Source organism: Paraferrimonas haliotis (assembly GCF_002282895.1).
GTDB lineage: Bacteria > Pseudomonadota > Gammaproteobacteria > Enterobacterales > Shewanellaceae > Paraferrimonas > Paraferrimonas haliotis.
In genome coordinates this window covers 282,154-294,712 of the sequence record NZ_NRRB01000002.1, presented here as the reverse complement: position 1 = coordinate 294,712, position 12,559 = coordinate 282,154, and the positions used below count along the sequence as shown (strand labels likewise).

Below are 12,559 nucleotides of genomic sequence, written 5' to 3'. Positions count from 1 at the left end.
TGCTTGAATTATTCGGTAACAAAGGTAAGGTAGCGGCTAATTATTCAGCGCAAATACACCTCACTAACCTCAGGACAGCAGTTATGTCAGATTTCCGCCAAAAAGCCCTTGATTACCATGAATTCCCGATACCTGGGAAAATCAGTGTAGAACTCACAAAGTCAGCGGAAACCGCTGCCGATTTGGCTCTGGCATACAGCCCAGGCGTGGCCGAACCTGTTCGAGAAATAGCAGCGAACCCAGATGATGTATATCGCTACACCAATAAAGGTAATTTGATTGCGGTAATTTCAAATGGTACCGCCATTTTAGGGCTTGGCGATTTAGGCCCAATGGCGTCTAAACCGGTTATGGAAGGCAAGGCGTTGCTGTTTAAGCGCTTTGCCAACCTTGATTCCATCGATATTGAAGTTAAGCATCGTACCATTGATGAGTTTGTGGATACTGTTGCTAACATCGCCGACACCTTTGGCGGTATCAATCTAGAAGACATCAAAGCACCAGAATGCTTTGAAATTGAAAAAGCCTTGATTGAACGCTGTTCAATTCCTGTGTTTCATGACGATCAGCACGGCACTGCAATTGTAACTTCTGCCGGCATGATCAATGCGTTGGAGATTCAAGGAAAAAAAATCGAAGAGTCGGTGATTGTGTGTTTAGGCGCGGGCGCAGCAGCTACTGCTTGTATGGAACTGCTGATCAAGTGCGGTGCCATGCGCGAGAAAATTTACATGCTGGATCGCAAAGGCGTGATTCACACTCGCCGAGAAGACATCAATGAATATAAAAAGATGTTTGCCAACAATACCGATAAGCGTACTTTGCAGGACGTGATTGAAGACGCTGATGTATTCGTGGGCGTGTCAGGCCCAGACTTGGTGACAGAAGATGACATTAAATTGATGGCGCCAAATCCAGTGATTTTTGCTTGCTCTAACCCAGATCCAGAAATTAAACCCGAAGTGGCCATGGCGGCGCGTTCAGACTTAATAATGGGCACTGGCCGCAGCGACTACCCCAACCAAGTTAACAACGTGCTGTGCTTCCCGTTTATTTTCCGCGGTGCTTTGGACGTGCGCGCTAGCGCCATTAATGATGAAATGAAAGTGGCTGCGGTGAAAGCCTTGGCAGAGTTAGCCAAAGAGCCGGTATTACCTCAGGTGTTACAAGCCTATCCAGAGGTTGATTCTATGGAGTTTGGGCCTAATTACGTGTTGCCAAAACCCATGGACCCAAGATTGTTACCACGAATAGCTAAAGCCGTTGCCCAAGCCGCGATTGACTCCGGCGTGGCTGGAATAGAGCAGTTACCTGAAGGCTATATGGCGGAATAACCCACTCATCAACAATCTTTATAAAAGGCGTCGTATGACGCCTTTTTTGTGTCTGAATTGACTGAACGCAAACTTTATGGTGATTTGCCTCATATAACGCTGTGTTTTGTGATCTAATTTAGATACACTGGGCCAATTCTAATAAGCTGCTGCAAAGCAGAGTCGTTAATTGGCAGTTGAGATGAGTTTTCTTCCTTTTTCCAAACCCAGCATGACGGATGCTGAGGTTAATGCAGTTGCCGAGGTTCTTGGCTCCGGCTGGATCACGACCGGCCCCAAAAATGCGGAACTAGAACAAGCTTTCAGTGATAAGGTAGGCGCCAAGCACGGCGTAGCTGTTAGCAGTGCTACCGCGGCTATGCATGTTACCCTTTTGGCGCTGGGTGTGGGCCCGGGAGACGAAGTCATAACCCCTTCTATGACTTGGGTGTCCACTGTCAATCTGATTTGCTTACTTGGGGCTACCCCCGTGTTTGTCGACGTTGATAAAGACACACTCATGGTCAGCTGCGAAGACATTGCTTCCAAAATTACCGACAAAACCAAAGCCATTGTTCCGGTTCATTATGCCGGAGCAGCATTGAATTTAACGCCCATTCGTCACTTAGCGGAACAACATAATATCGCCTTAATTGAAGATGCCGCCCACAGTGTTGGCACCGAATTCGAGGGTGAGCACATCGGTGCCAGTGGTACGGCCATTTTTTCATTTCATGCCATCAAAAATCTTACCTGCGCTGAAGGCGGTATGTTGGTCACCGATGACGAAGAGCTCGCCACCAAAGTGCGCCAGTTAAAGTTTCACGGACTTGGGGTGGACGCGTTTGATAGAGATACCCAAGGGCGCGCTCCGCAAGCGGAAGTGTTAACGCCGGGGTTTAAGTACAACTTGGCCGACATTAATGCCGCGATTGCCTTGGTGCAATTGCAACGAATAGAAGCCATCAACAAGCAACGGGCGCTGCTGGCTCAACACTATTTGAGTGAACTGGCACATATCGACGGCATTGTGCCGTTAACGGTGCCCAGTAGCTACTCAATGAAGCACGCCTGGCATTTAATGATTGTTCGAGTCGATGCCGATGAATTTGGCATGTCGCGCAGCGACTTTATGGCGCGATTAAAACAAAAAAACATTGGCTCCGGTATCCATTTTCGAGCGGTGCATACCCAGAAGTACTACAAAGAGCGCTTTGGTGATTTATCTCAACAACTTCCAAATAGCGATTGGAATTCACAGAGAATATGCTCACTACCTTTGTTTCCAGACATGACGCTTGCCGATGTCGATCGGGTAATCGATGCCATTAAACAAATTAAATCGGAGATTTGAAGTGTTTTTGCATACCAAAATATCGTTCGTTTCAGTTGTTATTCCTGTTTACAACGAACAAGCCTGTTTAGCCGAGTTGCTCGAGCGCACCGAAAGCGCTTGTCAGCAATTGGACTGTCGCTATGAAATCATCATGGTGGATGATGGCAGCCGTGATCAATCGGCGCAAATGCTGGTGGATGCAGCCAATAAACCCGGCAGCCCATTTGTGGCCTTGTTGCTTAATCGCAATTATGGTCAACACAGCGCTATTATGGCGGGCTTTGAAGAAGCCAAAGGCGATTTGATCATTACCTTAGATGCCGATTTGCAAAATCCGCCGGAAGAGATACCCAGATTAGTGGCGGCCGCCGATGAAGGCTATGATGTGGTGGGCACCAAACGAATGAATCGCCAAGATACCCTGTTTCGTCGGTACTCAAGCCGGCTTATCAATAAATCGGTGCAGCGGGCCACCGGGGTCGATATGAGCGACTATGGCTGCATGCTACGAGCCTATCGCCGCCACATCATAGACGCCATGTTGCAATGTCACGAGCGTTCCACCTTTATTCCTGTGCTAGCCAATAGTTTTGCCCGTAAGACTACGGAGATCCAAGTGGGTCATCACGAGCGAGAGCACGGTGATTCCAAATACAATTTCATGCGCCTTATCAATCTTATGTTCGATTTGGTGACCTGCATGACCACGGCACCTTTGCGCTTGTTGTCGTTAGCGGGGGGGGCCATTGCAGCAATGGGATTCGTGTTTGGCATGTTATTGCTGTTGTTGCGGCTCATCTTAGGCGCTGAATGGGCGGGAGACGGTGTATTTACCTTATTCGCCTTCCTGTTTATGTTTATTGGTGCTCAGTTTGTTGGCATGGGGTTACTTGGGGAATACATAGGTCGAATTTATAACGACGTAAGAGCCCGGCCTCGATACTTTATTCAGCAAGTGGTGCGCTCGCCACAAGACGATTCAAAAGAATAAGACGGTTAATATTTTTACCATATTTTAGGACACATTATGAACGCAGTAGTTTTTGCATATCACGATATCGGCTGTGAAGGCATTCGCCGTGTAATTGAAGCGGGGATAGCCATTGATGCCATTTTTACTCACGTTGACTCGCCTACAGAAAATCATTTTTTCGAGTCGGTAGCGGAATTGGCAGCGCAAGAGGGCATTACTGTATTCGCGCCAGAAGATGTTAATCATCCAATTTGGGTTGAGCGCATCAAACAATATAACCCCGACTTCTTGTTTTCGTTTTATTATCGCGATGTATTGTCACAACAAGTATTAGATTGCGCCCAAGTTGAAGCTTTGAATCTTCACGGCTCGTTATTGCCTCAATACCGTGGTCGCGTGCCAGCCAATTGGGCCATCATCAACGGTGAAACTGAAACCGGTGTGACCTTGCACAAAATGATCACCAAGGTGGATGCCGGTGACATTGCGGCCCAACAAAAGGTCACCATTGAGCCACAAGATACCGCCAAAGATCTGCACGTTAAATTGACCCAAGCGGCAGGACAGTTGTTACACAAAACCTTGCCAGAGCTTATGGCCGGATCGGTGAGCTATCAGCCTCAAGACGACACCAAAGCCAGCTATTTTGGTGGCCGTAGCGCTAAAGATGGCGAGTTGCATTGGGGCAAGAGCGCCACCGAGCTGCACAATCTTGTTCGGGCGGTAACCAAGCCGTATCCGGGCGCATTCACCCATACCGGTGATCGCAAATGTTTGATTTGGAAGTCCACCGTCGTGGCAACTAACTCCAGTGCCAAACCCGGTACCATTGTTAGCGCCATGCCGTTGCAAGTTGCTTGTAAAGAAGGGGTGCTTCAAATCGATGCAGGCCAAACCGAATCCGGCTTGTACGTTAACGGTGAGCAATTAGCTCGGGAAATGAACTTGGTTGAAGGGATGCGCTTTGGCCCTAAAGCGTCGTCGCAACTTAATCAAGATCGCAAAACCAAGGTGCTTATTTTAGGGGTGAACGGCTTTATTGGTAACCACCTAACCGAGCGCCTTTTAAAAGACGGCAATTATGAGGTGTACGGATTAGATATTGGCTCCAGTGCCATTGGCCGCCTTATGGGGCACCCAGATTTTCATTTCGTTGAAGGGGATATTTCCATTCATACCGAATGGATCGAATACCACATTAAGAAGTGTGATGTGATATTGCCTTTGGTTGCCATTGCAACGCCCATCGAATACACGCGTAATCCTTTGAGAGTCTTTGAGCTCGACTTCGAAGAGAACCTTCGCATTGTACGGTACTGCGTTAAATACAATAAACGCATTATTTTCCCATCCACCTCAGAAGTGTATGGCATGTGCGATGAGCCAAGTTTCGATGAAGATAAATCGCGCTTGATTGTTGGGCCTATTAACAAACAGCGTTGGATTTACTCAGTATCAAAACAGTTACTGGACCGCGTTATTTGGGCCTACGGTAAGAAAGAAGGATTGGAGTTTACCTTGTTCCGTCCATTTAACTGGATGGGCCCTCGCTTGGACAGCTTGAATTCAGCCCGCATTGGCAGTTCAAGAGCAATCACCCAGTTGATCTTAAACCTGGTGGAAGGTACCCCCATTAAACTGGTTGATGGTGGCGAGCAAAAACGCTGTTTCACCGACATTGAAGATGGTATTGAGGCCTTATTCCGAATTGTGGCCAACAAAGATAATCTGTGTAATGGGCAGATCATTAATATCGGTGCGCCAAATAATGAAGCGTCCATTAAGGAAATGGCACAGGTGCTGCTAGACAAGTTCGAAGCGCACCCATTGCGCGATAATTTCCCACCGTTCGCTGGCTTTAAAGTGGTTGAAAGTCAGTCGTTCTACGGTGATGGCTATCAGGATGTGTCTCACCGTAAGCCAAGCATCAGCAATGCCAAGCGCTTGATCGATTGGGAGCCGACCCAAACCATGGAAACCACCATCGAGAAAACGTTAAATTTCTTCTTGGATTCCGCCGTCAACGAGAAGTAAGGAGCCTGCTCAGATGAGTCAACCTACCTATGTGGGCTTGCGCATCGATGTAGATACCTTTAAGGGCACTCGCGAAGGAGTGCCTAAGCTTCTACAAACGCTCGCTAAACATAATGTGGAAGCGAGCTTTTTCTTTTCCGTTGGCCCGGACAATATGGGGCGCCACGTTTGGCGATTGTTAAAGCCTAAATTCCTTTGGAAAATGCTGCGCTCCAACGCCGTAGGCTTATACGGTTTAGACATTCTCTTATGCGGCACCTTTTGGCCCGGCCCTAACATCGGAGCGCGCCTGCCTCATATCATTAGGCAAGCGGCGCAACCACAACCTCAAGGCCAGCACGAAATTGGGCTGCACGCTTGGGATCACCACGCTTGGCAAGCCCACATTGATAAGTGGGATGAACAGCAGTTGCGTCGGCAAATCCAATTGGGCGTTGACGCGCTAACCGACATCATTGGCCGTCGTCCAGATTGCTCGGCTGTGGCGGGCTGGCGTTGCGATGAACGAACCGTCGATATCAAGCAGGAATTTGATTTCAAATACAACTCTGACTGTCGAGGCAACGCCCTGTTTTATCCCTTGGTTAACGATGGCGAACCGGGCACTCCGCAAGTTCCGGTTAATTTGCCAACCTATGATGAAGTGGTTGGGCAAACCGTTGCCGAAAGCGAGTTTAATGACTTCATTCTCAATCAAATAACCCCTGGGCAATTTAATTGCTACACCATACATGCCGAAGTAGAAGGCGGCATTAAGGCGGACTTGTTTGAGCAACTGCTGCAAGACGCTAAAAAACGAAACATTCACTTTGTGCCACTGGGTCGATTGCTGGAGCTAGAGCCTGTGTTACAGCAAGACTCGGTGGTAAAAGCGCCACTAGCAGGCCGTGAAGGTTGGGTTGGTTGGCAACAGTCTGTGGTTGCTGAGCGTAAAGGATAACTCATGCAAATGCTTATGAAACGATTTGGCTGGGTGCTCGCGCTCGCCTTTATACTCTTATACCTGCTGCCGTTAGGCCAGCGGCCTTTGTGGGAGCCCGACGAAACCCGTTACGGTGAAATCAGTCGAGAGATGGTGGCCAGTGGCAATTGGATTGCTCCGCAGTTTTTGGAGCTGCGCTACTTCGAAAAGCCCATTATGGGCTATTGGATGAACAGCATTAGCTTGCTGATTTTTGGCGATAACGCCTTTGCAGTGCGCTTTATGTCGGCCATGGCGGCGGCAGGCTCAGCGGTGTTGCTGTTTTGGCTCACCTTAAGAACCCTGCAATGTCGTCGCACTGCCTTAATGGCCAGCGGTATCTATTTGTCCAGCTTCATCGTGTTTATGATTGGCACTTATTCGACCTTAGACTCCATGTTGAGCTTTTGGGTGACCGCCGCCTTTGTGTGTTTTTATTGGCTGCTGGACGCGGACTCGGCTCGGCAACGTTTGCTGCGCTATGCCCTATTTGGGGTCTTTTGTGCAGCCGCCTTTATGACGAAAGGCTTTGTTGCTTTGGCCTTGCCAGTGGTGGCGCTGTTTCCATTTATGGCCATTCAAGGTCGATTATTAGAGCTGATTAAATACGGTGGCGTGGCGGTGTTGTCGGCTGCGGTTGTCAGTTTGCCTTGGGCAATTGCGATCCACATTCAACAACCGGATTATTGGAATTACTTCTTCTGGGAAGAGCACATTCGACGCTTTGCCGCAGATAACGCTCAGCATAAAGAACCGTTTTGGTTTTATATCCCCTGGCTGTTATTGGGCGCTCTGCCGTGGACAGGAGCCGTGGTTGCCGCCATTAAAGGCAAACCTTGGCAACAGCATAAGGGTTTTTGTTGGTATTTATTGCTGTGGGCGCTGATGCCGTTTTTGTTGTTCTCTTATGCTAAGGGCAAACTGCCTACCTACATCTTACCTTGCTTTGCACCATTATCGGTATTGCTGGCCATGGGGCTTAAACGCTACATCGATATGGGGGGTAAAGCGCTGCGCTGGGCTGGATGGTTGAACATGACGTTTGCGGGTCTTCTACTACTGGCGTTGCTGTTAGCCATGGTTGGGCTGCTGGGCAAAGAGCCTTTATACGGCTTATCTGAGATCCCTAAAATGGTGCTGGGCGTGTTGGTTTTTGGTAGCTGGGCGGTGTTGGGCTTTAGCCTGGCTAGGCAGCCCGAATCTAAGCCTCTAACGAAATTAGGCCTGATGCCGGTGATGTTCATGCTATTGGTGCCGTTTCTTGGACCACAATCGGTATTTGATCGCAAAGCACCGGGACATTTTATAGAGGCGGTGAAGCCCTACCTAAACGACGATACCTCAATCATTTCGCAAGAGGTTGGGTTAGCAGGTTCGCTGGCTTGGCATCTTAATAAAGGCGATATTACCCTCTGGGGTAAAACCGGTGAAGTGAAGTACGGCTTAAAGCAGTTAGACTCGCAACACCGACTGATTGGCCACGATGATATTGCGGCAACCATAGCCGAGCGACGTCAGAGTGCCGATGTGGCAGTCTTCATGCGCCGCAAGCAAATGCCAGAGTTGGATGAGCTGCCAGCACCGGATGAAATGCGCGTTCAAGGACGCTACATTTTTTACTTATACCGTAAGGTGAACGGCTGATGGTAAGCCTGTGGCTGGTGTTGTCCATTGCCTGTACCTGTTTGGGCCAAGTGGCTCAAAAGTTAGCGGTACAGCGTATTCAACAGTTAGCGCCGGACGCCCGTTGGGGGCAAAAATTGTTACAGCCGTGGCTGGTGGCCGCCATTGCTTTGTTAGGCCTGGGCGCTGTGTTTTGGTTGTTGGTGCTGCAAAGCTGGCCGGTGGGCATAGCCTATCCATTTTTAGCCCTTAATTTTATCGTTATGCTGGTTATCGCTAAGTGTTTTTTTAAAGAAGATGTGACGTCGAGACGCTGGCTAGGCGCTCTATTGATTACAGCCGGCGTTGCCTGCATGGGGTTAAGTTTATGAGCCTCGCCACAGCTTCCATGATTCGTGGTTACCTGTATGCAGCCATGAGTATTGCATTAGTTACCTTGGCCCAGTTGAGCATGAAATATGGCATGAGCCAATTGCCGATGGACTGGCAATGGCTGGCCCAATTAGGCCACTATCGTGATCATTTAAACGCGATGCTTTGGGTGGTTTTGGGCCTGAGTGCCTATGTTGGTTCCATGGCTGCCTGGCTGGGTGTATTGGCCAATATGAGCCTGTCGCGCGCCTATCCGTTATTAGCACTGAGTTATGTGAGCGTATTTGTCATCAGTTGCTGGATGGAGGTGTTCGATAACCATTTCGATTGGCTGCCTATGCTCGGTATTGGGCTCATTGTTGTTGGGGTTTACTTGACCAACAGTCAGCAAAAAGGGAGCTAGGCTCCCTTTTTTTGTTGAGCTATTTTCGATTAAGTCTAACAAGCGCCAGTAACATCAGCAGCCAATAAAAAGCTCCGCCGTCATCATTGCCAAGGTTTTGGCTGGGCTCAGTTGTACTGCTCGAAACGGTGACCTCGGTTTGCGCCTGTTGGCTGTTGCCGAGCCCATCGGTTACCGTCAGCGTTACCGTGAAGCTGCCGTCGCTTTGATAAGAGTGCTGGCCACTGGCTTGAACGGCATTAAAGCCATCGCCAAAATCCCACACATAACTGTATTGGCCATCGCCACCACTCACTTGCGCTGAAAAGCTTAAAGTGCGCTCGTTAACCGAAGTTTCAATAGATACCGCCAGCGGCATTATTGGCTGAACCTGTCGGGTCAGTTGTAGCTGATTGCCGTCTGCATCGGTAATGGTGGCGGTCACTTGATAATTGGCTGCTGCGGCGTAGGTATGGCTGACTTGTAAGCCGCTGCCACTGTTGCCGTCGCCAAAGTCCCAAATCACCTGATACGGCGCTTGCCCGCCATTAACATCGACACTGGCAGTTAGCATCATGCCATCAAGCACAGCGGATAGTTGTCCCGCTAGTTGATCGCCCGTCGACGTCGCTGAGCGGGTAATATTGACACTGGCGCGCTCGCTGGTGTTCACCTGCGAGGTCAACTCAATTTGCAGTCCAAGCTTGGGCAGCTGCAAGCCGGATTGCGGCTGACTAGGGAAACTGTAATCTAAGCTGTCATCAAAACGAGGGATGGCGGCTAGGTTGGTATCGAGCACATAGGGCAGTTGCGGATACAAACTAAATGCAGCGTCTTGTATTTGAACCGACGAGCCTAAATTACGGCCGTTTCGACGAATTGGGGTTTGATCCGCATCCACCACACCCAGAAAACCAAAACCAGGGTGCTCGTCAACGTTATTGTTGGAATAGGCTTCGTTTCGATACCAAATAAGCAAGCCGGGAGAGTAATTACGCCCTCCTAATTGCTCGTCGTTTCCTAAATGGCTTCTCAGTTCCACTAAGTAACGATGCGCTTCGCCGGGTTTGTCACTGTTACTGCGATAAAAGCCAGAAAGCGCGGTTTGAGTTACGATTTCAGCGCCATCTTCAAAGACGATGGTGCCATTATTAGTGATGCGAATGTCATCGATGACCATGCCGTCTTCATAAACAAAGCTGTCGGTTTGATAGCGCCACTGCAGTTGTACCGTTTGCCCGGCATACTCGTTTAAATCCGCCGATACTTCTACCCAGCCAAGGTCGCCTTGAGCCCCCGCAATTTGTGCTGAGTTGCCTGAAAAGTACGGGCCAAGTTGTGCATAGTAAGGGTTGTTGGTGCGAGATGCCGATGTGCTTATTGGGCGTCCGTTTACCAACAATTGCACAACGTCATAGTCTTCTTCAATTTTCCACCAAGCCATGAAGGTGAGGCGGCTATTGCCGAGTGCCGGTATGGCCACCTGCGGTAAGGTTAACCGATTGTCTATTTGGTCTCCTGTGGTGGAGTAGTATTGGTAATCACCAGTAAATGGTGCGCTAAACGGTATGGGCTCTTTTGGCAACTCAATGGTTAACAAATCAACATTACCGCTCTTGTCATTGGCATGGTTGATGTCTAGCGCGGTGGCTTGGCTGCCTAACTGGTCAAAATCAACCCTTTGTTCGGTTACCCAGCGTCCTCCCATTTGTTGTTGTAAAAATCGACGCGCATAGGGGCTCATGCTAGCGGGTTTACTTTGTGACGGGTTGCCGACGTAGGAACCAGCAGACATGAGTGACCAAAACCCAACCGGTTCGCCCTGTGCCGAGCCTGCCAAGTCGTATTCATCCGGAAGTCCCATGTCGTGGCCAAATTCGTGGGCACACACACCGATTCCGGCATCGATTGGCTGGATCGTGTAATACAAAATGGAGTAGCCCGAGTCGCCAATGGCCACCGGTCGGTTATTGCCATCGAGCACCGCGAATCGGTGTGACCAAATGGCGTTGCTGCCCAACACGCCACCGCCGGTTTCTTCGCCGATGCTGGAATGGAAAATCATTAAGTGGTCAATGATCTTATCGCCGTCTCTATCAAATTCGCTGAGATCAGACTGGCCGCTTTCATAAAGCTTGGTTACGGCTTCGATGGCCAATTCTCCAGCCGCTTTGTCATCGTCATTATTGTCGGGATCGTTCTCACCGTAATACTGAGCATTATTCTGCGCGGTAAACCAGCCAAAAGCGGTGCCGTTAAAGTTCATGCGATTGCCCGACTCTTGCTGATAATACTGATGAACACTTTCGAGGGTTTGACCGTTAGGACCTCTAAAACCGTTGGGGTTAAACAGCAGGTTCTGGTAGTGAACGACGGGGTAGCTGGCATAAAACATGTCGCTATCTTGAGCCGATAGGCGGTTGGCATCGTGGGGTAAATCGGGGAAGTCGATCATAATAGCCAACACGTTTTTGTTGGTGACGCTATCGGCATTCATCAGTGTTGCTTGAGCCGGTGCTCGGTTAGCACTGGAGAGGTTGCGGTTGTGCGGTTGTGCTAGCGCCGCCAACATCTCTTTGTGAGGGTTTGCAAACTGCGCTTTGGCAGCAAACTTATCGACGGCAGCACTGACTTCACTGGGTTGACTGTCACTACTGAGCTCACCATTTTTTCGCAGCCAATATTCGATGCGCTCCTTGTTCAACAAGCCAGGATCCGCTTTTGATAAAGGTATTGGGCTGGCCCAAGCGGAACCACCAAAGGTTAGGCTTGCAAGTGTAAGAGTTAGGAGAAGAAAGCGCATCATTCAAACCTCATTACCAAAACGGCGTTTGGTTTCTTATCGACATGCTAATAAGAACGGATATTTTAGAGTTTTTGTTCACTCTATAGTTAAAGGCCCAACAAACTAGAAAGTTATCTAAGTGTATAAGGCATGTTTAATAAAGCCAGTAATAATATAAAATGGGCGCTCGTTCTAATACCTTAGTCGCAACTTTGATGAGGCACAAAAAAAGCTGCTCAATGGCAGCTTATTTTTTGAAGGAGAGTGCCCTAACGGCAATCCGTTAGTCGTCGAAGCTTTCCACATCGATTCCCAGCTTTTCCATAATGGCTTTGGCGTCTTCTGGCACCGTATCGGGCTTTTCTTTGCTAAGATCATTATCGTTTGGCAAGGGTTGTCCAGTGTACGCGTGCAGAAAGGCTTCACACAAAAGCTCACTGTTCGTGGCGTGGCGTAAATTAGCAATCTGTCGACGAGTGCGTTCGTCGGTTAGAATTTTGAGTACCTTAATTGGAATCGATACTGTGATTTTTTTTACTTGCTCGCTTTTTTTACCGTGTTCGGCGTATGGGCTAATGTAATTACCATCCCACTCTGTCATGTTACCACCCGCAAATTAGCTTCAGTTTTGAATGTGTGCGCGGATGCAAGGTTGCGATGGCACAAACACTCTTATCAATACTTGGTTAGTTAGACGTCTAAGCATCTTGACGCCTATTATGTCATAGGTTACTTTAGCCGTCTAGACATCTCAGATAATCATCTGACTGGAATTTTGGA

General features: G+C 48.9%; 10 protein-coding genes. 8 read left to right on the top strand and 2 right to left on the bottom strand.

Annotated features, from left to right (window positions below):
* Positions 1-83 precede the first annotated feature (83 nt).
* From CLC91_RS05210 to arnF, 8 genes are all read left to right on the top strand, one after another.
* Positions 84-1,334, top strand: a complete 1,251-nt coding sequence (locus CLC91_RS05210; protein WP_095497855.1) for a malic enzyme-like NAD(P)-binding protein — start codon at positions 84-86, stop codon at positions 1,332-1,334.
* Positions 1,335-1,515: 181 nt separating this feature from the next.
* Positions 1,516-2,667 (top strand): UDP-4-amino-4-deoxy-L-arabinose aminotransferase, encoded by a 1,152-nt coding sequence (gene arnB / locus CLC91_RS05205; protein WP_095497856.1) that lies wholly within the window; start codon positions 1,516-1,518, stop codon positions 2,665-2,667.
* 1 nt (position 2,668) lies between these two features.
* The gene (gene arnC, locus CLC91_RS05200; RefSeq protein ID WP_233132580.1) at positions 2,669-3,640 is read left to right on the top strand and encodes an undecaprenyl-phosphate 4-deoxy-4-formamido-L-arabinose transferase; all 972 of its coding nucleotides are present in this window, start codon (positions 2,669-2,671) and stop codon (positions 3,638-3,640) included.
* Positions 3,641-3,676: 36 nt separating this feature from the next.
* Positions 3,677-5,656: a bifunctional UDP-4-amino-4-deoxy-L-arabinose formyltransferase/UDP-glucuronic acid oxidase ArnA gene (gene arnA / locus CLC91_RS05195; RefSeq protein ID WP_095497857.1), complete on the top strand. Its 1,980-nt coding sequence runs from the start codon at positions 3,677-3,679 to the stop codon at positions 5,654-5,656.
* 13 nt (positions 5,657-5,669) lie between these two features.
* On the top strand, positions 5,670-6,596 hold the full coding sequence (arnD, locus tag CLC91_RS05190) for a 4-deoxy-4-formamido-L-arabinose-phosphoundecaprenol deformylase (protein WP_095500095.1): 927 nt from the start codon (positions 5,670-5,672) through the stop codon (positions 6,594-6,596).
* Between the two features lie 3 nt (positions 6,597-6,599).
* Complete coding sequence (gene arnT, locus CLC91_RS05185) at positions 6,600-8,261, top strand: lipid IV(A) 4-amino-4-deoxy-L-arabinosyltransferase (protein WP_095500094.1); 1,662 nt, start codon at positions 6,600-6,602, stop codon at positions 8,259-8,261.
* Complete coding sequence (locus CLC91_RS05180) at positions 8,261-8,611, top strand: EamA family transporter (protein WP_095500093.1); 351 nt, start codon at positions 8,261-8,263, stop codon at positions 8,609-8,611. The genes arnT and CLC91_RS05180 overlap by 1 nt, the downstream gene beginning before the upstream one ends.
* Positions 8,608-9,015, top strand: coding sequence for a 4-amino-4-deoxy-L-arabinose-phosphoundecaprenol flippase subunit ArnF (arnF, locus tag CLC91_RS05175; RefSeq protein ID WP_095500092.1), 408 nt, complete (start codon positions 8,608-8,610; stop codon positions 9,013-9,015). The genes CLC91_RS05180 and arnF overlap by 4 nt, the downstream gene beginning before the upstream one ends.
* A gap of 19 nt (positions 9,016-9,034) precedes the next feature.
* On the opposite strand, the gene CLC91_RS05170 is transcribed toward arnF, so the two are convergent.
* Positions 9,035-11,800: an immune inhibitor A domain-containing protein gene (locus CLC91_RS05170; protein ID WP_095500091.1), complete on the bottom strand. Its 2,766-nt coding sequence runs from the start codon at positions 11,798-11,800 to the stop codon at positions 9,035-9,037.
* A gap of 262 nt (positions 11,801-12,062) precedes the next feature.
* Positions 12,063-12,380, bottom strand: coding sequence for a met regulon transcriptional regulator MetJ (gene metJ / locus CLC91_RS05165; protein WP_095497863.1), 318 nt, complete (start codon positions 12,378-12,380; stop codon positions 12,063-12,065).
* Positions 12,381-12,559: the final 179 nt, after the last annotated feature.